The 20934-nt window shown below is 70.7% G+C and carries 18 protein-coding genes and 3 tRNA genes; 10 read left to right on the top strand and 11 right to left on the bottom strand.

Annotation, left to right across the window (positions count from 1 at the left end):
* Nucleotides 1-148: 148 nt before the first annotated feature.
* On the bottom strand, nt 149-901 hold the full coding sequence (locus ACZ3II_RS00495) for a tyrosine-protein phosphatase (protein WP_465515478.1): 753 nt from the start codon (nt 899-901) through the stop codon (nt 149-151).
* 256 nt (nt 902-1157) lie between these two features.
* Here ACZ3II_RS00495 and cimA point away from each other — a divergent pair, with 256 nt between their 5' ends.
* Nucleotides 1158-2744 (top strand): citramalate synthase, encoded by a 1587-nt coding sequence (cimA, locus tag ACZ3II_RS00490; RefSeq protein ID WP_465515477.1) that lies wholly within the window; start codon nt 1158-1160, stop codon nt 2742-2744.
* 28 nt (nt 2745-2772) lie between these two features.
* Here cimA and thrS read toward each other — a convergent pair whose 3' ends face one another.
* The 5 genes from thrS to ACZ3II_RS00465 form a co-directional block, all read right to left on the bottom strand.
* Complete coding sequence (gene thrS, locus ACZ3II_RS00485; RefSeq protein WP_465515476.1) at nt 2773-3966, bottom strand: threonine--tRNA ligase; 1194 nt, start codon at nt 3964-3966, stop codon at nt 2773-2775.
* 173 nt (nt 3967-4139) lie between these two features.
* The gene (locus ACZ3II_RS00480; protein ID WP_465515475.1) at nt 4140-5138 is read right to left on the bottom strand and encodes an endonuclease/exonuclease/phosphatase family protein; all 999 of its coding nucleotides are present in this window, start codon (nt 5136-5138) and stop codon (nt 4140-4142) included.
* 80 nt (nt 5139-5218) lie between these two features.
* Nucleotides 5219-5506 carry a hypothetical protein gene (locus ACZ3II_RS00475; RefSeq protein ID WP_465515474.1) on the bottom strand — a complete coding sequence of 96 codons (288 nt, stop codon included), beginning with the start codon at nt 5504-5506 and terminating at the stop codon, nt 5219-5221.
* A gap of 389 nt (nt 5507-5895) precedes the next feature.
* Nucleotides 5896-7236, bottom strand: a complete 1341-nt coding sequence (locus ACZ3II_RS00470) for a M16 family metallopeptidase (protein ID WP_465515473.1) — start codon at nt 7234-7236, stop codon at nt 5896-5898.
* Complete coding sequence (locus tag ACZ3II_RS00465) at nt 7233-8546, bottom strand: M16 family metallopeptidase (protein ID WP_465515472.1); 1314 nt, start codon at nt 8544-8546, stop codon at nt 7233-7235. Before ACZ3II_RS00465 ends, ACZ3II_RS00470 begins: the two co-directional genes overlap by 4 nt.
* Before the next feature lie 80 nt (nt 8547-8626).
* Between ACZ3II_RS00465 and arfB the strand changes: the two genes are divergently transcribed.
* A complete protein-coding gene (arfB, locus tag ACZ3II_RS00460; protein ID WP_465515471.1) occupies nt 8627-9052 on the top strand; it encodes an alternative ribosome rescue aminoacyl-tRNA hydrolase ArfB in 426 nt (141 codons plus the stop codon).
* Between the two features lie 142 nt (nt 9053-9194).
* On the opposite strand, the gene ACZ3II_RS00455 is transcribed toward arfB, so the two are convergent.
* Nucleotides 9195-10136 carry a 3-methyladenine DNA glycosylase gene (locus ACZ3II_RS00455; RefSeq protein ID WP_465515470.1) on the bottom strand — a complete coding sequence of 314 codons (942 nt, stop codon included), beginning with the start codon at nt 10134-10136 and terminating at the stop codon, nt 9195-9197.
* Between the two features lie 133 nt (nt 10137-10269).
* Between ACZ3II_RS00455 and ACZ3II_RS00450 the strand changes: the two genes are divergently transcribed.
* The 4 genes from ACZ3II_RS00450 to ACZ3II_RS00435 are packed head-to-tail and all read left to right on the top strand — an operon-like array spanning nt 10270 to nt 13097.
* The gene (locus ACZ3II_RS00450) at nt 10270-11199 is read left to right on the top strand and encodes an ABC transporter ATP-binding protein (protein WP_465515469.1); all 930 of its coding nucleotides are present in this window, start codon (nt 10270-10272) and stop codon (nt 11197-11199) included.
* On the top strand, nt 11196-12011 hold the full coding sequence (locus tag ACZ3II_RS00445; RefSeq protein WP_465515468.1) for an ABC transporter permease: 816 nt from the start codon (nt 11196-11198) through the stop codon (nt 12009-12011). Before ACZ3II_RS00450 ends, ACZ3II_RS00445 begins: the two co-directional genes overlap by 4 nt.
* A gap of 8 nt (nt 12012-12019) precedes the next feature.
* Entirely contained in the window at nt 12020-12262 is a 243-nt protein-coding gene (locus tag ACZ3II_RS00440) for a helix-turn-helix transcriptional regulator (protein WP_465515467.1), read from the top strand.
* A 40-nt stretch (nt 12263-12302) separates the two neighbouring features.
* Entirely contained in the window at nt 12303-13097 is a 795-nt protein-coding gene (locus tag ACZ3II_RS00435) for a fumarylacetoacetate hydrolase family protein (RefSeq protein ID WP_465515466.1), read from the top strand.
* Here ACZ3II_RS00435 and ACZ3II_RS00430 read toward each other — a convergent pair.
* Nucleotides 13086-13829, bottom strand: coding sequence for a TetR/AcrR family transcriptional regulator C-terminal domain-containing protein (locus tag ACZ3II_RS00430; protein WP_465515465.1), 744 nt, complete (start codon nt 13827-13829; stop codon nt 13086-13088). The genes ACZ3II_RS00435 and ACZ3II_RS00430 overlap by 12 nt on opposite strands.
* Before the next feature lie 46 nt (nt 13830-13875).
* Here ACZ3II_RS00430 and ACZ3II_RS00425 point away from each other — a divergent pair, with 46 nt between their 5' ends.
* The 4 genes from ACZ3II_RS00425 to ACZ3II_RS00410 all read left to right on the top strand — a co-directional run bounded on the left by ACZ3II_RS00425 (nt 13876) and on the right by ACZ3II_RS00410 (nt 15982).
* Entirely contained in the window at nt 13876-14673 is a 798-nt protein-coding gene (locus ACZ3II_RS00425) for an SDR family oxidoreductase (protein WP_465515464.1), read from the top strand.
* Nucleotides 14674-14736: 63 nt separating this feature from the next.
* A tRNA-Gln gene (locus tag ACZ3II_RS00420) sits at nt 14737-14808 on the top strand.
* A gap of 52 nt (nt 14809-14860) precedes the next feature.
* Nucleotides 14861-14933 (top strand) — tRNA-Glu (locus ACZ3II_RS00415).
* 973 nt (nt 14934-15906) lie between these two features.
* A tRNA-Glu gene (locus ACZ3II_RS00410) sits at nt 15907-15982 on the top strand.
* A gap of 436 nt (nt 15983-16418) precedes the next feature.
* On the opposite strand, the gene ACZ3II_RS00405 is transcribed toward ACZ3II_RS00410, so the two are convergent.
* From ACZ3II_RS00405 to ACZ3II_RS00395, 3 genes are all read right to left on the bottom strand, one after another.
* Entirely contained in the window at nt 16419-17168 is a 750-nt protein-coding gene (locus tag ACZ3II_RS00405) for an MBL fold metallo-hydrolase (protein ID WP_465515463.1), read from the bottom strand.
* A gap of 105 nt (nt 17169-17273) precedes the next feature.
* Nucleotides 17274-18062 carry an alpha/beta hydrolase gene (locus tag ACZ3II_RS00400; protein WP_465515462.1) on the bottom strand — a complete coding sequence of 263 codons (789 nt, stop codon included), beginning with the start codon at nt 18060-18062 and terminating at the stop codon, nt 17274-17276.
* Between the two features lie 109 nt (nt 18063-18171).
* Complete coding sequence (locus ACZ3II_RS00395; protein ID WP_465515461.1) at nt 18172-20913, bottom strand: AAA family ATPase; 2742 nt, start codon at nt 20911-20913, stop codon at nt 18172-18174.
* Nucleotides 20914-20934: the final 21 nt, after the last annotated feature.

The following is a 20934-nucleotide window of genomic DNA, read 5'->3' as shown; positions in this document are numbered from 1 at the left end:
GTCGAGCAGTTCCGCGGCCAGGGAAGGGCGGCCGCGGAACATGTCGACGAGCACCTCGTGTTGCTGTGAGGGCAGGGGCTGAGCGTAGCGCTAGGTGCGCCGTGCGCGCTAGTCGCCCATCAAGTTCTTACGGGTAAAGGCGTACCCCTCAAGCGGGTTCGTCGGTGAGCAGATGAGAGCGCAAGCCGGCCAGCTCGCCGTCGGTGAGGCCGATGTCCTTGACGTAGGACTCGACGGAGCCGTGCAGGGCGCGCAGATCGTTCAGGAACAGGTGCATGGCCTCGGCGGGGGAGTCGAACATGTGCTCGTTGCCGTTGATCTGCTCGGGTGCGGTGCGCAGCAAATATTCGGTGAGGGGGCGCATCGCCTCGGTGGTCAGGGCGTAGTCGGCGGCGATGTCGTCGTCGGAGACGCCGAGCAGCGAGAGCGTGAGCGCGCAGACCGTGCCGGTGCGGTCCTTGCCGGCCATGCAGTGCACGACGACCGGGGCGGCCTCCGGGCTGGCGATCAGGCGCAGCGACTCGGCGATGCCCTCGTGGCCGTCCTCGGCGAAGTTGAGATAGCGGTCGGCCAGCCAGCGCTCGTGCACCGCGTCCGACGGGTGCGGGACCTCTTCCCAGTCGACATGCTTGACGACCAGATTGTGGTACGCGATGCCGTGCTCCTCGGAGACCCGGCCGAATTTCTCCACCTCGTGCGGGCGGCGGAGATCGATCACCGTGCGGACGCCCAGCGCGGCGAACGCCTCGGCGTCCTCGGCGTTGAGCCGGTGCAGCGAGTCGGCCCGGAACAGCCGCCGCCAGCGCACCAGCCGGCCGTCGAGGCCGGTGTAACCGCCGACGTCGCGGAAGTTGTAGGCCTTCGCGAACGGGACATTGCGTGAATAGGATTCGGCCACCACGCCTCCAACCTAACCGCTGCGGACATCGGCGCAGCCGGTCGAATTCGTCACTCTTGCCGGTGCCTTGTGTCTCAACTGGTGGATTTCCGGCTTCCCGGGCGGCAGCGCGTGGCATGCTTCGGGACGTGACCCACTCCGTGCTGATTATTCGCACCTAGCGCGCCGGCTGACTTCTTCGCCGACGCGCAGACCTCCCGCATCCGCGGGGGGTCTTTTTGTTGTCGCTAGTGGGTGACCGACCGAAAGGACCTCCCGGATGGACTACCAGGTGTTCGACACGACGCTGCGCGACGGCGGGCAGCGCGAGGGAATCAGCTACACGGTCGCCGACAAACTCGCGGTCGCGCGCCTGCTGGACGAGTTCGGGGTGGGGTTCATCGAGGGCGGCTGGCCGGGCGCCATGCCCAAGGACACCGAGTTCTTCGAACGGGCGAAGACCGAGTTGGACCTCAGGAACGCGGTGCTGGTCGCGTTCGGTTCGACCCGCAAGGCCGGTGTGGACGTCGCCGCGGACGCGCAGGTCAAGGCCCTGATCGACGCGGGCACCCCGGTGGTCTGCGTGGTCGCGAAGTCCGACATCCGGCACGTGGAGCGGGCGCTGCGGACCACCGGCGAGGAAAACCTTGCGATGGTACGGGACACCGTCCGTCACCTGGTCGCCAACGGCCGCCGCGCGTTCGTCGACTGCGAGCACTTCTTCGACGGCTTCCGCCACGACCCCGCGTACACCGCCAGTGTCGTCAAGGCGGCCATCGAGGCCGGCGCCGAACGGGTCGTCATGTGCGACACCAACGGCGGCATGCTCCCGTCGATGGTCACCAAGGCTATCCAGGAGGTCGTCGCGTCGACCGGGGTGCCCGCGGACCGGCTCGGCATCCACTGCCAGAACGACACCGCCTGCGCCGTCGCGAACACGGTCGCCGCGGTCGAGGCCGGGGTGAAGCACTTCCAGTGCACCGCCAACGGGTACGGCGAGCGCCCCGGCAACGCCGACCTGTTCGCCGTCGTCAGCAATCTGCAACTCAAGCTCGGGCTGAAGGTCCTACCGGACGGATGCCTGGAGAAGGCGACGCGGGTCTCCGCCGCGCTCGCCGAGATCGCCAACATCGCCCCCGACACCCACCAGGCCTACGTCGGGGCTGCCGCATTCGCTCACAAGGCGGGGCTGCACGCGAGCGCGATCAAAGTGGATCCGCTGCTGTACAACCACGTCGACCCGTCGGTTGTCGGCAACGACATGCGGATCCTGGTGACCGAGATGGCCGGCCGGGCCAGCATCGAGCTCAAGAGCCGTGAGCTCGGGCTGGACCTGGCCGGCCATCCGGACACCCTGACGGCGGTGACCCGGAAGGTCAAGGACCTGGAGGCCACCGGCTACTCGTTCGAGGCCGCGGATGCCTCGTTCGAGCTACTCGTCCGCAGCGAACTGCCGGGCGCGGACCTGGCGAAGCCGTTCACCCTCGAGTCGTACCGGGTGCTGGTCGAGCACCGCGAGGACGGCACGGTGATCAGCGAGGGCACCGTGAAGGTGCGGGTGCGCGGCGAGCGGGTGATCGCCACGGCCGAGGGCAACGGCCCGGTCAACGCCCTGGACGAGGCGCTGCGCAGCGCCCTCCAGAACCACTACCCGCAGTTGAAGACGTTCGAGCTGTCCGACTTCAAGGTGCGGATCCTGGAGGGCAGCCACGGCACCAACGCGATCACCCGGGTGCTGCTGGAGACCAGCGACCACAACCGTGAGTGGACCACTGTCGGCGTGCACGAGAACATCGTCGAGGCGTCGTGGACGGCGCTGGTGGACGCTCTGACCTACGGCTTGGCCCGTACCTCCGCCCCCGCCTGACCCATATTCAGCGTGTGGATTTCGGCCGTCATACGCGCCCGAAATCCACACGCTGGTTGAGCAGTGCGATCGCCGCGGCCCAGGGCATCGGATCGAGCTGGTGGCCGTCCCGCTGCCGGAGGGCCACCAGATCCTCGGCGGCTTCCCGGGGGCCGATCACCCCGATGTACGGGACTCTCCGGCATTTCCGGATGCGGGCGCCGACCGAGCCGTCGTGCAGCACCTCCACCCGCAGGCCGGACGCCTCCGCGGCGAACCGCCGGGCCGCCGCGTCCTGCTCCTCGCCGACCGGCAGGACCGCAAGCTGGACCGGCGCGTACCAGAGTGGGAACGCCCCCTCGTGCACCTCGATCAGATGCCCGAACAGCCGCTCCATCGACCCGGCCAGGCTGCGGTGCACCATCACCGGCCGGGCTTTCCGGCCGCTCGCCGCCACGTACTCCAGCTCGAACCGCTCCGGCTGGTGGTAGTCGATCTGCACGGTCGCGAGGGTCCACTCCCGGCCGGACGGATCAGCGACCTGAATGTCGATCTTCGGGCCGTAGAACGCCGCCTCCCCGGCCACCGCCACGAACGGAACCGCCGCGTCGGCCAGCGCGCCCCGCAGCAGCGCCTCGGCCCGCTGCCACATCGCGTCGTCCCCGCCGTACTTCTTCCCCGGCCCACGCAGCGACAGCTGGTAGGAGACCGGGCCCATGCCGAGGGCCGCGTGCACCTCGCGCATCAGCCGCAGCACCCCGGCCACCTCGTCGCCCGCCTGCTCCTCGGCGCAGAAGATGTGCGCGTCGTTGAGCAGCATCGACCGGACCCGGGAGAGGCCGCCGAGCACGCCGGACCGTTCCGCGCGGTACATCGGGCCCAGTTCGGCGATCCGCAACGGCAGGTCACGGTACGACCGGCCGCGCGACCGGAAGATCAGCGCGTGATGTGGGCACAGGCTGGGCCGCAGCACCAGCTCGTCGTCGCCGACGCGCATCGGCGGGAACATGTCGTCGGCGAAGTTGTCCCAGTGCCCGGACAGCTCGTACATCCGGCGTCTGCCCAGGGCCGGCGAGTTCACATGGCGGTAGCCGTGCCGGCGTTCCAGGTCGTACAGGTAGGACTCGACGGCGTGGCGGGCGGCAGCGCCACCCGGCAGCCAGAACGGCAGGCCCGCGCCGATCAGCGGGTCGGAGTCGAACAGGTCCAGCTCGCGGCCGAGCCTGCGGTGATCAACGGACATCGTGGGTCTCCTTGACGGGAAGGGACCCCGGACGACACAGCCCCGGGCATGTCGCCCGGGGCCGTCAGCTCAGTGCCGATGGACGCCGGGTGCTCCCGGCGTGGTCGTGTACGAGCTGCGGATCATCATGCCCACGATGGTAGGAACCGATGGCGTGCGTGGTCGACCGGTTTTCAGGCCGCGGGCAGCGTCAGGTGGGCGATCACCGCGCGGTGGTCGGAGTCCCTGACGTCGTGCACCGTCACGTCCCGCACGCCGATCCGCCGGTCGGCCAGCACGTGGTCGATGGTGACCGGCGGGATCGGGTCCCCGTCGTACGGCCCCCAGGTCCCGGTCCAGCCCTTGCCGACCGTGTCGGCGGCGTCCCGGTAGCCGGTGGCGATCAGGTCCCGCAGCGGCTTGTGGTCGAGCGTCGCGTTGAAGTCGCCCATCAGGATCTTCGGGATCCCGCCCGCCGCCGGCTGCTGATCCCGCAGGTCGGCCGCCCAGCCGGGCACCATGTCCGGGTGCGCCGGGGCCAGCGGGTGCACCGACTCGACGAACACCGTCGCCGCGCCCGGCACCTGCACCGTCGCGTGCGCCTGCTGGAACCCGCCGTCGTTGCGCCTGGCCGCCTGCTCGGCGAACGGGTACCGCGAGTAGAGGCCGGAACCGCTCGCGCCATATTCCGGGGCCGGCTGGTTGTAGGGCAGCAGCTTCTCCAGTCCCGCCTCGCGCAGCGCCGTCTCGCCACGCGGAGTGAACTCCTGCACCGCCAGCACGTCCACGTCGTTCTCCCGCGCCAGGCGGACGATCTCGCTCGGGTCGGCCCCGCTGAACAGCAGGTTCGCCGTCATCACCCGCAGCTCGACGCCGGCGGACGGGCCCCGGTCCGCGTCCGCGGTGAGCCGCGGCGCCACCGCCATCCCGAAACCGAAGGCGATCAGCGCGGCCACGGCGGCAGCCGCCCAGCGCCGGGCGACGAGGGCCACGAGGAGCGGGATCAAGGTCCAGACTGCGACGTACGGCGTGAACGCCACGAATTGGACCCAGAGCCCCGCCTGCCACCCGAACGTCCGCGCCAGAAACCAGACGACGGCGGGCACCAGCGACAGCCAGAGCAGAACGGTCAGAACGACGCGGCGGCGGCGCCTGGCCCGCTGAGCCGCCGGTGCCACCTCGGTGATCGTCATGGCGCGACGTTATCCGGCCCTCGCTACCCACCACCGGCCAACGCGTCCCAGCTCACAACATCGACCCTCGCCGTCATCCGCTACTCGCCGAGCGGACCACCCAGGTCCTCCAGCCGCTCAGCGTTACCCGCCCGCTTGATCCAGAGGTCGAGCTGATCGATGTCGGTGCAGCCGCTGATCTTCGCGCGCGCCTCGTCCGGGATCGCCACGCCGCGCGCCTCGAGAATGATGACGAGCGCTTCGGCCATGCCTTTGGCCTTGCCTTCAGCCATGCCTTCAGCCATGCCTTTGGCCTTGCCTTCGGCTAGGCCCTGGCGGACCAGCCGGCGCATGAACTCGCTGTGGAAGCGGTCGGTCGAGGTGCTCATGGATTCCTCCAGCAGTTTGCGGGTCGCGGTAGGCAACGCCCCAGCTGAGTTTCTTCTTGGCGTCCGGCCGGAGCTGCACCTCGACCACCACCGCCATCACGGGTGTCCCCGCCTCGCAGAAGGTCACCACAGCGTCGGCCCGGTATTCGGTGGGGGCGACCTCGGTCAGATCGGCCGAACTGAGTCACGCTTCGTCGTAACGAGGGAAGGCGCCATGGAGCGGCACATCGAGAAGTTCCGCTGCCATGACCGGCCGATCCTGGAACATCTTGATGAGCGCTTCATGCAGGAGTGTCGGCATGACAATTAGCGTATAGCTAGTTGTCCCTTATCCGCTAGTCCCTTGACCGGGGGGTGTGCGGCCGGGCAGCCGCACACCCGGTGGCACATCAGATGGCCGCCTCGGTCAGCTCGCCGAACTCGGCCAGTTCCTCCCGGATCGCTGTGCCGTCGCCCTCGACGACCACCGTCAGCTTCTCCACGGACAGGTGCTCGGCGGCGGCCCGCGACACCTGCTCGACGGTCGCCTCCAGGTAGTCGCGGCGCAGCGTCTCGTAGTAGTCGTCCGGCAGGCCGTGCACCACCAGCGTCGACAGCGCCCCGGCGATCGCGCCCGGCGTCTGCATCTCCACCGACAGCTGACCGGCCCGCCACGAGCGCGCCACCTCGAGCTCGGCCTCGGTGACCCCCTCGGCCTGGGTGCGCTCGATCTCGCCGAGAGTGTCCCGGATCGCCGGGGCGGTCACCGCGGTCTGCACCCCGGCGGCCACCTCGAAACGGCCCGACCGGCGGGTCATCGCGTAGGAGCCGCGGATTCCGTACGTGTAGCCCTTGACCTCGCGGATCAGGTGGTTCAGCCGGGACGTGAACGCCCCGCCGAGCACCGTCGCGGCCAGCGTCATCGGCACGTAGTCCGGGGTGGCCCGCTCCGGCGCCCGGTGCCCGAGCCGCAGCGTCGACTGCACCGAGTCCGGCCGGTCCACCAGGATCGTCCGGCGGGCCGACGGCAGAGCCACCCCGAGCGGGCCGGCCGGCTCCAGCGGATCCCCGGCGGTGCCCTCGAACGCCGCCTCGGCCAGCGCGCTCAGATCCAGCGCGTCCAGGTCACCGGCGACCAGCAGCACACCCGGCCGCCGCAGCCACGCCTCGTGGAAGGCGAGCACGTCGTCCACGGTCACGGCGGCCACCGAGGTGGGGTCGCCGTGCAGGGGCCGGCGGTACCGCCCGTCGGCGCCGAACAGGTCGGCGCGCAGCGCGGCGTCGGCACGCGGGCCGGGCTGCGCCCAGTCCATCCGCAGGGCGGTCACCTCGTCGTCGCGGACCCGGGCGACGTCCGCCGGGTCCAGCTTCGGCGTGCGGGTCGCCTCGGCGGCCAGGCGGACGGCGTCGATCAGCAGCGGGACCGGCGCCGACACCCCCACCCGGAAGTTGTCCCAGTCCACCGACGGGGCCAGTTCGGCGCCGAGGCCCTCCAGCGCCAGCGCGTACGCCGCCGAGTCCCGCTTGCGGGTGCCCTCCTCCAGCGACTTCGCCAGCACCGTGGCGGTGCCCTCGCGGCCGTCGGTCTCCCGGGCCGCGCCCGCGTCGAGCAGCAGCACCGCGTTGGCGAGAAGCTGACCGGGCAGGTGTGCGGCGACGACGGTGCCGCCGTGGGCGCTGACCCGCCGGATCGCCGGGAACGCGTACGGCCGGGCCGCTCCGGTGCCCGGCCGGGTGGTGACGAGGCTCATGAGGGCTCCCCGGGAAGGTAGGTGAGGGTGACGCGGGACTCGGGGCGCAGCACGTGCTTCGCGGCCTCGGTGACGTCGTCGGCGGTGACGGCCAGCCACTTCGGCAGGCGGTCGGCGGCGGTGGCCGGGTCGCCGAACTGGGTGGCGTACCGCCCGAGCAGGTCGGCGCGGCCGCCGACCGTCGAGACGCCCCGCCACCACGCGGTGGTCAGCAGCGCTTTCGCCCGATCGAGTTCCTCGGCGGTGACCGGCTCGTCGATCAGGCTCTGCACGACCTCGGCCAGCCCGGCCTCGAGGGTCTCGATCGCGACGCCGTCCTTCGCGGTGGCGGTGATGATCAGCGGGGCGGGGGCGTGCGCGAGATCCACCCCGTACGACCCGATGTAGTCCGGCTGGGCGATCCGGGAGCCGTCGGCGAGCCGCTGGTAGAGGCGGCTGCCGCGGCCGTTGCCGAGGATCGTGGCCAGGACGGTGACCGCGTCGTACCCCGCGGTGCCGAACGGGTAGGTGCGGTGCGACAGGTAGATCCGGGCGGCCGGGACCTTGGCGGTGACCGTCTCCCGGACCGCCTCGCTCCTCGGACCCGGCAGCGTGCCGTCCGGTGCCGGCGGGATGTCCGGAACCGTGGCGATCGCTCCGAAGTACTTCTCGGCGAGCTGGAACACCTCGGCCGGCGTGGTGTCCCCGACGACGGTGAGGACAGCGTTGTTCGGCGCGTAGTACTGCTGGTGGAAGGCCTGGAACGTCTGCAGGGCGGCAGCGTTCAGGTCTTCCATCGACCCGATCGTGGCGTGGTGGTACGGGTGGCCTTCCGGGTACAGCAGGGGGAGCAGACGGAGCCAGGCGTCGCCGTACGGCACGTTCTCGTACCGCTGGCGCCGCTCGTTCTTCACCACCTCGCGCTGGTTGTCCAGCGTCTCCTGGGTGAGCGCGGGCACCAGCCCGCCCATCCGGTCCGCCTCCAGCCAGAGCGCCAGCTCCAGATGCTCCGACGGCATCGTCTCGAAGTAGTTCGTCCGGTCCGGGTTCGTCGTCGCGTTCAGCGAACCGCCGTTGCCCTGCACCAGCTTCATGTGCTCGGTCTTCTTCACATGCTGTGACCCCTCGAACATCAGATGCTCGAAGAGATGCGCGAACCCGGTCTGGCCCGGCGGCTCGTGCCGGGAACCGACGTCGTACCAGAGGTTGACGCAGACGACCGGGGCCGTCCGATCCTCGCTGACGACGACGCGCAATCCGTTCGGAAGCTGCGTGGTTTCGATGGGCCACGGATACCCGGTCGCGGCGACCGGTGCGGTTGGTGACGTCACCCGTGCAATTCTGCCCTGCCGTGCCCGATTCCCGCTTTACTCCGTGGCGCATGATCACGGTGGGTGCCATCCTGGGGCACATGCTTGAGGACGTACGGGTGAACGACCGCCTGACCATCCCGGCGGCCGAGCTCTCGTGGCGTTTCTCCCGCGCGAGCGGCCCCGGCGGCCAGGGCGTCAACACCACCGATTCGAGGGTCGAGCTCTCCTGGGACCTGCTCGGCTCCGACCTGCTCCCACCCGCGCTGAAGGAACGGGCGGTCGAGCGTCTCGGCGCCCGCCTCGTCGACGGTGTGCTGACCATCACCGCCGCCGAACACCGCTCCCAGCTGCGCAACCGGGAAGCCGCCGCGGCCCGGCTCGCCATGCGCGTCGGTGAGGCCATCGCCGCGCCGCCCCGCCAGCGCCGCGCCACGAAACCGACCCGCGGCTCCGTCGAACGCCGCATCGGCGAGAAGAAGCGCCGCGCCCAGATCAAACGCAACCGCCGCGGCGACGTGGACTGACCACGCGGTCACCCCTCGGCTGGTTGTCATGGCTGTCTCGACGGCGCGGAGACAGCCATGACAGCCAGCCGGACGGGATCGGCGGGGAGTGCGCACGGCGTACCCCGCAAGGGTGTGCGGCGACCGGCGGAAGCCGGCGGCGTCAGCGCTGGTTGAAAGGGGCGACGGCCTCGCGGTTCTGGGCGGCGGCGTCCGGGCCGAGCAGGGCCTCGCAGACCCGGATCAGGCGGCTGCGCAGCCCGGCGGCGCGGCGGGCCAGCTCACGCTGCCGGGCCACGTACTCCGCCTTGCCCTCCGGGGTCTCGATCTTGACCGGGGGATGGCCGTAGGACGTCAGGTCGTAGGGGCTGGCCTGCATGTCCAGCAGGCGGATCTCGCCGGCCAGGGCGAAGCAGTCCAGTGCCAGCGCGCCGGGGACGGCGGGACCGAGTTTCTGCGCCCACTTGTGCACGTCCATCGCGGCGTGCAGGCAGCCGGGCTGGTCCAGGTCGACCTGGGTGGCCCGGGTCGGCTGCAGCCGGTTGAGCCCGACCGCCTCGGGGGTGAAGAACCGGAACGCGTCGAAGTGGGTGCAGCGGATGCTGTGCTGCTCGACCACCTCGTCGGTGCCGGCCTGGCCCAGCCTCAGCGGCAGCTCGTGGCGGTGCTCGGTGTCCCGGTAGACCATGGCCCACTCGTGCAGGCCGAAGCAGCCGGAGAAGACCGGGCGGGACGCGGTCGCGGTGAGCAGGCCGTGGATGTAGCGCACGCTCTCGGCGCGGGCGTGCATGAACGCGTCCTGGTCGAGGGTGACGACACCGTCGGGAGAGGACATGTAGAACTTCCACCCGGCGTGCTCGGCCAGCCCGCCGGGGGCAGGTGACAGGCCGGTGCCGACGCCCGGGTGCCAGCGGCGCAGCAGCGCCGGGCGGGTGCCGTAGTAGTCGTAGAGGAAGTCCTCGATGGCGTGTTTCTCGCCCGCCGCACGGCGGGCACGGTGGCCCGCGGTCATCTGGTCGGCGCGCTCCGAGTGCGCCCGGGCGAGGGGAATCCAGCTGACCGAGGGCAAGGTGGTGGTGAGCGCCCTCACCTGCTTGATCCCCATCGCACCAATGTATCTAGCCGGAGCGATCAACACGATCACCGTTTGGCGCGAATGAGTTCCGCCACGGGATGTGGCACTGAAGATGTACGCCGATGTGTAGTACATCTACTACATACTTGATAACGTGAACGACATGACGGGATCGACAATGGCCGCGCGAAGCGTGGTCGACACGCCGGAGGCGGGCCCGGTCATCGAGGTCCGCGATCTCCGCATGCGGTACGGCGACAAGGAAGTGCTCACCGGCGTCGACTTCACGGCCGCGGCCGGCGAGGTCGTCGTCCTGCTCGGGCCCAACGGCGCGGGCAAGACGACCACGATCGAGATCCTGGAGGGCTTCCGGATGCGGTCCGGCGGCCACGCGCGGGTGCTCGGCGTCGATCCGGCGGCCGGTGACGAGCGGTGGCGGGCCCGGCTCGGCGTGGTCCTGCAGTCGTGGCGCGACCACAGCAAGTGGCGGGTAAGGGAGTTGTTGCGGCATCTCGGCTCCTACTACGCGGCCTATTCCACCGATGACAAGATCCGGCCCTGGGCGGTCGACGACCTGCTCGAGGTGGTCGGCCTGACCGCGGCGGCCGGCACCACGATCGCCCGGCTCTCCGGCGGGCAGCGCCGCCGGCTGGACGTGGCGATCGGCATCGTCGGCCGGCCCGACCTGCTCTTCCTCGACGAGCCGACGGTCGGCTTCGACCCGGAGGCGCGGCGCGAGTTCCACGACCTGGTCCACCGGCTGACCGATGTGGACGCGACGACCGTCCTGCTGACCACGCACGACCTGGACGAGGCGGAGAAACTGGCCGACCGCATCCTGATCCTCAACGGCGGCCGGATCGTCGCCTCCGGTTCGGCCGACGAGCTGTCCCGGCGGGTGGCCGGCGAGTCCGAGATCCGCTGGACGCGGGACGGCCAGCGGTTCGTGCACTCGGCGGAGGACGCGACCGGCTTCGTCCGCGAGCTGTTCCGGCAGCACGGCGAGGGCATCGGCGACCTGGAGGTGCGCCGGGCCAGCCTGGAGGACACCTACATGCGACTGGTCCGCGAGGCCGAGGAGGAGGGGCGATGAGACGAGTGGTCGTCGCGGGACTGGAGCGCGGCTGGATCGAGCTGCGGCAGACCGTCACCAACGTCGTCGACCTCGTCGGCTACCTCCTGCCGGTCGGGCTGCTGCTGTTGACACTCCGCCTGATCGGCGACGCCGACACGCCCGGGTCCGAGGTGAGCCTCCAGGCGTACGTGCTGGTCAGCTCGATGGCGTTGCTGCTGGTGATGGGCGGGGTGAGTTCCACCGCGCAATACCTGACGATGGAACGCGAGGACGGCACGCTGCTGCGGGCCAAGGCGACGCCGCACGGCATGGTCGGCTACCTGATCGGCAAGATCGTGCTGGTGTCCGGGGTCATGGTGATCAGCTGCGTGCTGACGCTGATCCCGGGCGCCCTCATGGTCGACGGGCTGCGGTTCGACGGCGGCACCGTCCTGATCCTGCTCTGGCTGCTGCCGCTGACCCTGCTGGCACTGCTGCCGCTCGGCGCGGTCCTCGGCGCGCTCTTCCAGACCACGCGGGGCGCCGCGGTGCTGATGATCCCGGTGGTCGGCCTGACGGCGATGTCCGGGATCTTCTACCCGCTGTCCATGCTGCCGGGCTGGCTCCAGGGTGTCGCACAGGCGTTCCCGATGTACTGGCTAGGGTTGGGCCTGCGGGCCGGTTTCCTGCCCGGTGAGCCGGCTCAGCACCTGCAGACCGCCGGCGTGCTGGCCCTGTGGGCCGCGCTGGGACTGGCGCTGGCCCCGGGCGTCCTGCGGCGGATGGCACGGCGGGAGTCCGGTTCGCTGGTGGCCGAACGCCGGCAGCGGGCCATGTCCCGGATCGTTTGAGGGAGCGGATGGCCAGCGAGATCACGTACAACCGGATCGCGATGCTCCGTGCCGAGCGGGGCATCACGCGCCGGCAGCTCGCGGACGCTCTCGGGGTGCACTACCAGACGGTGGGCTACCTGGAGCGCGGCGAGTTCAGCCCCAGCCTGCACCTGGCATTGCGGATCTGCGCCTACTTCGAGGTCCCGGTCGAGGTGATCTTCTCCCTGGAGCCGTTCCCGCGGCTCGGCGCGGAGACCCGACCGGCGTAGATTTCGGGGGGCCCGCACCACTCAAAGATGGGATTTACCCGTGCGCTTCGCCCGCTTTGTCCACCCTGGTGGAGTCTCGTTCGGCGTCGTGGAAGGTGACGGCACGTCGGGACTGACGGTGGCCGAGATCGACAGCATCCCCTTCAACGAGGTGCGCTTCACCGGCCAGCGCTGGGCGCTGGCCGACATCCGGCTGCTCGCCCCGATCTTCTCCAGCAAGGTCATCGGGATCGGCCGCAACTACGCCGACCACGCCGCCGAGATGGGCAACGAGGTCCCCAAGGAGCCGCTGATCTTCATCAAGCCGTCCACCTCGGTGATCGGCCCGAACGACGCGATCCGCATCCCGAGCGTCACCAACCGGGTCGAGGAGGAGGCCGAGCTCGCCGTCGTGATCGGCGCCAGCGGCGCCCGCCGGGTCGACCGGGCCGGCGCCGAGAAGGCGATCTTCGGCTACACCTGCGGCAACGACGTGACCGCCCGTGACCTGCAGCGCAGCGACCCGCAGTGGACCCGCGCCAAGGGCTTCGACTCGTTCTGCCCGATCGGCCCGTGGATCGTCACCGGCCTGGACGTCAGCGACATCGAGGTGCGCTGCGAGGTCGGCCGCGACCCGGAGAACCTGGAGGTCCGCCAGATCGGCCGGACCAAGGACATGGTCTTCGACATCCCCAGCCTCATCTCGTACGTGTCACACGTCATGACCCTGCTGCCCGGCGACATCATCCTGACCGGGACGCCGGCCGGGGTCAGCCAGATCACGCCGGGTGACACGGTGTCGGTCAGCATCCAGGGCATCGGCGAGCTGCGGAACCCGGTCGTCTCACTGGACTGAACGTTCTCCCCCGCCCGTCCCGTCGTCTTTGCGGAACGAACGTTCTATCCCGTCCAGGATCAGGGCCAGGCCGTACTCGTACGCGGCCTGGTCCTCGAATCCCCCCGCGTTCCACAACGCCGTCATCGCCGGGTACGCCTCGACGTCGAACCACTCCTCCCAGAAATCGCCGCGCTCGTGCCACCACGACTCGGTGGACTGGCCGCTGGCCCGGCTCAGGCGCGCGTCCTCGCCGGCTTCCCGGGCGAAGGCGTAGACGTACGCGGTGACGGTCAGCGCCGCCCGGTTGATCTGCCCCACCGGCACGCCCGCCGTGGTCATCGTGGCGATCAGGAACTCCCGCTCGGCCATCGTGCCCGGCCCCAGCGGCGGCCGGACCAGTGACACCTCGGTCAGCCAGGGGTGGGCCGCGTACATCTCCCGGGTCCGTTCGCTGAACAGCGCCACCCGCTCCCGCCAACCTCTCCCCGGCGCGCTGAGGTCCCTGGTCAGCAGCACGTCGTCGACCATCAGGGCGATCAGGTCGGCGCGCGACGGCACGTACGTGTAGAGCGTCATCGTCGCTGTCCCCAGCGCCGCCGCGACCCGGGCCATCGAGGCCGCGTCCAGCCCGTCCGCGTCGGCGATCCGGATCGCGGCGGCCACCACCTCGTCCACGCTGAGCCGGGGCGGCCGGCCGACGGATTTCTTCGCGGGCCTCGTTCGGCGCCAGAGCAGTGGGTAGTTCTCCATGATTCCGTATACCCTACGGGAAACAGTTTCCGTAGGGAGTACGAGAATGAGGATCCTGGTCACCGGAGCCACCGGCAGCGTCGGCCGTCTCGTCGTCGATGAACTGCTCGGCGCCGCCGACATCCGCGCGCTCACCGTCGACCCCGCCCGCGCCGCCCTCCCGCCCGGCGTCGAGGTGGTGAAAGGCTCCTTCAAGCGGCTCGACATCGTCGCCGAGGCGCTGACCGGCGTCGACAAGCTCTACCTCGCCCCGCACCCGGCCACCGTCTTCGAGGTCTGCCGGATGGCTGGTGAGGCGGGCGTCCGGCACATCGTCGACATGGCCGGCGTCAAAGGCGACCACTGGCAGGTGATCGAGGACGGGGTGGAGGCGTCCGGGGTGCCGTTCACCCACCTCGAGCCGGGCGAGTTCATGGGCAACGCGGTCGACTGGGCGGCACAGATCCGGGCCGGCGACGAGATCCGCGACGCCTACGGTGACGTGGTCAACGCCCCGATCGCGCTCGAGGACATCGCCGCCGTCGCCGCCCGCGTCCTGCTCGACGGCGACCACCGGGGCCGGTCGTACGAGCTGACCGGCCCCGAAGCGCTGAGCCGCCGGCAGAAGGTCGCCGCCATCGGTGAGGCCCTCGGCCGCAACCTGACCTACATCGAGCTGACCGGCGACGCGGCGAGGGAACACTTCACCGAGCGGATGGGCGAGTACGGCGACTGGTACCTGGACGGGCTCGCCCAGCTCGCCTCGTACCCGCAGGCCGCCGTGTCCACCGTCGAAGAGCTGACCGGGCGGCCCGGCATGCGCTACGTCGAGTGGGCGCGGCGTCACGCAGATCTATTTGGGTAACCCGATTTGGCGGCCCGGGGGGCCTCAGGTAAAGTTCTCTCCGGCGCGGCAAGCCGGGCCAAATGGGGTATGGGGTAATTGGCAGCCCGGCTGATTCTGGTTCAGCTAGTCTAGGTTCGAGTCCTGGTACCCCAGCGCAGTCCTCCTCCGGGAGGACAGTGCTGGTAGCAGTAACACAGCACGTTCTGGTCCCGTCGTCTAGCGGCCTAGGACGCCGCCCTCTCAAGGCGGTAGCGAGGGTTCGAATCCCTTCGGGACTACATTCACGAACGGCCTGCATCTTCGGGATGCGGGCCGTTTCGCTTTCCAACCCCGATCTTGTACGCCGTGAACCGCCCCCAGAAGCAACCACACCTCCCGTGGCACTACTGCGCGAGGCAGGCGGGGTGACGACCGACACGCGCCTCACGCTGAAGCGTCCAGTCGCGGCAACCCCACACTGCTCCACCGGCTCAGTACCGCCGCCTGCTTCGCCACTCCACCTGTTCCGGCACTGCGCGTGTCCGTCACCGGGCCTACTCCGCCACGCCGCGTGCTCCGCCGCCCTACGGTCACGAGTTCGCCGGCCGTGGTGGGTTCGCCGGCCGTGGTGGATCGCTGGTCGTGGTGGATCGTCGGCCGTCGCTCAGGCGGCTATATGGGGCCGGTTGGCCTAGCTGCGCGACGGCTGGGCTGGCGTTTGTTGCGGCAACACCCAAGCCACTTTCAGTTCCGCGCTACCCCGTCCACTGCGTGTTCGCCGCCCGTCGTGGGATCGCCGGCCGTCGCTCAGGCACCTTTGAGCGGCGGGTTGGCCTGGCTGGGCGACGGCTGGGGCCGGTGTCTGCCGTGGCTGGTCTGTCGGCCGTCGCTCTTGCGGGCCTCGGGTGCGGCTTTGCCTGTCTGAGCGACGGCTGAGGTCGGTTCGAATTGTGGGGCGTTTGCGGGCCGTCGCTCACACATCTCCGAGGGACGGTTCTAGGGATGGGTTCGCGGGTGCGGCCGGCGGGGGAGGACTGGCCTGGGTGGGTGACGGCATAGGCGCGCGTTTGGTGGTGGGTCGGCCGGCCGTCGGTCAGGCGGGTCTTGAGGGCGGAGTTGGCTGTCTGGGCTACGGCTGACGGGGTGGGGGTGGGGATGGTCAGTGGCCCTTGTCACCCGGGTTGAGGTGGAGGGATATCCGATTTCGGCTGCGGGGTGGGGGCTGCTAGAGTTCTGATCGCCGCCGGAACACGGGTGGTGAAACGAAGTTCTGGTCCCGTCGTCTAGCGGCCTAGGACGCCGCCCTCTCAAGGCGGTAGCGAGGGTTCGAATCCCTTCGGGACTACCAGAAAAGATCGGCCCGCACCGGAAACGGTGCGGGCCGATCTGCTTTGAGGCCTCCGGCCGGCTGTAACGTTTCGGCCCGCCCGGTGCCGGTGTTAAGCCCTCTCGTCCGAACGATCGACCATCGGCGGAAGGCTTTCGTTCGGTCAGGTCGAGTGCCCGGCGGATCGACTCGGCCCGGCTCGCCCGCCTCAATCGTGGACGATGGATGCCCGCATGATCCTTTGCGTGGTTGCCGAGGGCCGGCCCTGGTTCGGGCGACGAGGCGGAATGCTCGGGCGTACGAGAACAAGTCGGAGCCTGACGCTCCTACCGGGAAGGCTGTCCGGGATGGATCTTGTGGGTGCGGCATCGCATCGAGGCGCACAAGATCGCGGGTAGTGGCAGGTTCCGGTGGTTCACTGTTCGGATCGTCACCCCGTGCGCCTGCTTCATGCGCGTCAGAAGGAGGTGGGTTCGCCGGGAGTGAGCCAGGTCAGGGTGCCGGGTGGGAAGGCGGCCTCCGCGCCGAGGCGGCCCTCCTGGAAGTGCGACCAGCCCTCGTAATGCACCGGGATCACGCGGTTCGGGCGGGTCTCGGCGATCAGGCGGGCGGCGTCGTGGCCGTTCATCGTGTACTTCACGGGGCCGGTCAGCCCGAACTGCACCTGGCCCAGGTGGACGATCATCGTGTCGACGGTCAGGCGGGAGGCGGCCTCGCGGACGCCGTTGTAGTACACGGTGTCGCCGGTGACCCAGACCACGCCGGTCGAGCCGGGTGGGCGTAACGCGAAGCCGATCGCCTCGCCGACCAGTGGGCGGCTCAACGGTGGGCCGTGCCGGGCCGGGGTCGCGGTCACCGTCACGTCACCGATCACGGCCTCCTGCCAGGGAGTGAGGCCGTGGGCGTTGCCGCCGAGGCGTTTCGCCCCGCTGACTGTGGTCAGCACCGTCGGGACCGAGGGGAGCAGCGCCCGGCCGGCGTCGTCCAGGTTGTCGCTGTGATGGTCGTGGCTGAGGAGTACGGCGTCGATCCGGCCCAGGTCGCCCGGCGGAACGGCTGGCCCCGCGGTCTTCACGGAGGACGTGCCCAGGCCGAAGGAGTACCGCCGGCCCGGGGCGTCGAAGGTCGGGTCGGTGAGCAGCCGCACCCCGGCGATCTCGATCAGGGTGGTCGGCCCACCGACATGTGTGATCCGAAGCTCACTCATCAAGCGCCGTCCCGATGCGAACGGCCGGCCCGGTGGAAGTGGCGGCCGGGCCGGTGGGGAGTGCGGCCGGGCGGAGGGAACGGATCATCGGGCGGAGGGAACCGGTCATCGGGCGTGCTGGAGGGCCCAGGCCAGGACCTCGTCGGCGATCTGTTCCCAGCCTTTCTGGGCGGGGAGCAGGTGGGCGTACCCCTCGTACTCGCGAATCTCGGTGATCGTCCTGGATTTGTAGTGCTTGTGGTTGGAACGCTGGATCTCCGGCGGCATGATGTGGTCCTCGGAACCGGAGACGAACAGCAGCGGCGCCCGGTCGTCGTTGTGGTAGTCGACCCAGGTGTCCTGATGGCCGGGCTGGAAGTTGGCGAGCACGCTGCCCCACAGGATGCCGCCGTTGGCCGGGATGTGATACCGCTGGTAGAGCGCCTCGGCCTCGGCGTCGCTGAACGTGTTGGTGAAGGCGTACTTCCACTGCTCCAGCGTCAGCGGCACCGCCTTGTGCCGGTTCGCGGGGCTCTTCAACACTGGGAACGTGGACTTGACCTGCGACAGCGGGACCACCCGGACGCCTTCGGTGGGCGCCGAGTTCAGGGCGACGCCGGCCGCCCCGAAACCGTGGTCGAGCAGGATCTGGGTGAACGCGCCGCCGGCCGAGTGACCGATGATGATCGGCGGCTCGGGCAGCGCCCGGATCTGCTCCTCCAGGTGCTCGATGATCTGCGGCACGGTCACGTTCACGATCGGGGCAGGGTCGGCGTTGAGCGCCTCCACCTCGACGTCGAAGCCGGGGTAGCCGGGTGCGATCACGTGGTGGCCCTTGGCCTCGTAGTGGGCCTTCCAGTTCTCCCAGCTACGCGGCGTCACCCAGAACCCGTGCACCAGAACGATCGGTCTCATGGTGGTACTCCTTCGACAGAGAGCCTTGACGGGGATCCTCGTGGGAGCACGTCCACTGTCGAATCACGTGCGGCACGTAGTCGGCCGTGCACGTGGTGGCGAAACCAGGTCAGTCCGGGAGAATGTCCCGCAGCTGTCGCCGGGAGGTGACGCCGAGTTTCCGGAAGACCTTCCGCAGGTGGTAGTCGACAGTGTTGGCGCTGAGGAACAGCTGCGCGGCGATCTCCGCGTTCGTCTCGCCGGTGCGAGCGAGGATCGCGACGGCCGCCTCCTGCGGGGTGAGGATGGTCTGGCCGGCCTCGGGGGCGGGCCTGGGCACGTGGTCGCCGAGCGCGGCCAGCTCCTGGCCGGCACGGGCGGCGAAGGCGTTCGCCCGTACCCCCTCGTACATCTCCAGCGCCGTGGTGAGCTGCTCCCGCGCGTCCCGGCGGCGGCGCCTGCGGCGCAGCCATTCGCCGTAGACGAGCCGGGCCCGGGCCAGGTCGCCGTAGGACACCGTGCCGTCGAACAGTTCGATCGCCGCCCGGTAGTGTTCCTCGGCCTCGCCCGGCTCGGACAACAGCGCCCGGGAGCGGTGCAGCAGCCCGAGCGCCCGCGGCGTGTCGCTGGCCCGGGCGGCGAGGTCGAGGTCGGTCAGGGCCTGTTCGGCGGTGGGCCGGTCGCCGGAGCGGACCGCCGCCTCCACCAGTTCGGGAAGCGCCCACGCGTAGCGCAGCGGCCGGCCCGGATCGACGAGGGTCAGCAGGCCGTCGCGGGCGGCCGCGTAGTCGCCGGTGGCGTTGTCGAGCATGGCCAGGCTGAGCCGGGTGCTCGCGTACATGCCGCCCATGTGCAGCATCTCGAAGACGCCGAGCGCGTGCGGCAGGGTCTCCCGGAGCCCGTCCGGCGCCCGCCAGGCCACCAGTTCCGGATGCCGCCACACCTGCTCCTGTTCGACGGTGATGCCGATCGCCAGGCGGACCCGCTGGCCGGCCGCGTCGTGCCGGTCGGCGTCGTTGAGCCGGCCGGCGAACGCGTCGGTCATCGCGCCGATGAAGTGGACGATGTCCAGGGCGTGCAGGGCGCCGGTACGCCGTGCGGCCGCCTCCGCCCGCCCGATCAGGAACTGCTTGGTGGTGTCGTCCCAGACCATGTTGCAGAAGTTGATGCCCAGGATGAACCGGGTGAGGACCACCTCGTCCGGCAGTGCCGGGTCGGCGATGGCGGCGATCGCCCGGCGCAGCGGCGGCACCCCGCCCGCGAAGCCGTTCGTGATGAACGCGGCATAACCGGCGAGCAGCAGCCCGTCCAGGTCGGCCGGATCGTCTCCGGCGAGCGGCGCGGCGGCGGCCGCGATCTCCGGTTCGGAGGTGGCGCCCAGGTGCTCGGCCGTGGTCGCGTGCTGGATGGCCTGGACGACCGCCAGCCGGGCGCTGGCCCGGTCGTCGCCGAACGCCGCGGCGGCGGACAGGCACATCGCGGCGGCGTCGCGCAGGCCGTGGGGCACTCCGGCGTTGACTGCGGCGTTGGCCCGGGTCAGCAGCACGGTGCCGGGGTCCGTTCCGCTGAGCAGTCCCTCGTCCAGGCTGTCCAGCAGCAGCAGCGCCCGGCTCGGCGCCCCGGCCGTCATCGCGGCGCCGGCGGCCTGGACCTGCCGGTGCGCCCGGGCCGCCGGGTCCGGGGTGAGTTCGACGGCCCGGGCCAGGAAGCCGGCCCGGGCGGTGTGGCCGCCGCGGGCGCCGGCCCGGTCGGCGCTGCGTTCCAGTTCGGCGGCGACGGATTCGTCCGGGGCGACGGCTGCGGCGGCCAGGTGCCAGGCGCGCCGGTCGGAGTCGGCCGGGCCGGTGGTGGCCTCGGCCAATGCCGCGTGCACGGCCCGCCGCTGGACCGGGTCGGCGTCACCGTAGACCGCCGAGCGCACCAGCGGATGCCGGAACTCCACCGGCGGGGTGCCGGTGACCAGCCGGTCGGATTCGGCGGGCGCCGCCTGTTCCGGCCCGGTGCCGAGGATCCTGGCGGCGTCCAGCAGGTGTTCGGTCCGGCCGCCGGTGCCCGCGGCGGCGATCACCAGCCAGTCGCGGGTGCCTTGCGGATAGCCGCGGACCCGGGACGAGTAGTGGCTCTCCAGCCGGCTGCCGATCGGCACCGGGTCGGGCAGCGGGGAGGCGCCGCGCAGCTGGTCGGCGGTGAGCTCACGGCCCAGGTCGGTGAGGGCGAGCGGGTTGCCGCCGATGGTCTCGGCGATGTGCTCGGCCAGGCTCAGGTCCAGGTCGCCGGAGACCACGTCGGAGAGCAGCGCCATCGCGGCGTCCCGGCCGAGCCCGGTGAGTTCCAGCACGCCGACCCCGGCGAGGAGGCCCGGTTCATCGGGGACGGCCCGCTGGCCGAACAGCAGGACGACGCCCTCGGCGTGCAGGCGCCGGGCGACGAAGGCGAGGGCGCGGGCCGATTCCGGGTCGAGCCAGTGCGCGTCGTCGACGACGCAGAGCCGCGGTTCGGCGGCCAGCAGGGTCAGGGCGGCGAGGCTGACCAGGTACAGGTCGGCCGACGGGCCGTCGGCGAGACCGCAGGCGACCTCCAGGGCGGTCCTCTGGGCGACCGGGAGGCGGTCGCGTTCGGGCAGGAGGGGTACGAGGAGACGGTGCAGACCGGCGTAGGGGAACTCGATCTCGGCCTCGACGCCGTTGATGAGGAGACTCCGGGGGACCGTGCTCCGGGCGTACCGAAGCAGGGCGGTCTTGCCGACGCCTGCCTCGCCGCGCAGGACCAGCGCCGCGCTGCGCCCTGATCGCGCCTCCGTGAGGAGATCGTCGAGGATGGCGCACTCGCTGTCGCGCCCGAAGAGCCGATCGCCCTGCCCGAATAGCCGCACGGCGGGAGTTTATCGATCGAT

It is taken from the genome of Actinoplanes sp. NPDC019969 (assembly GCF_055562375.1).
This window is presented reverse-complemented; position numbering and strand designations above follow the sequence as displayed.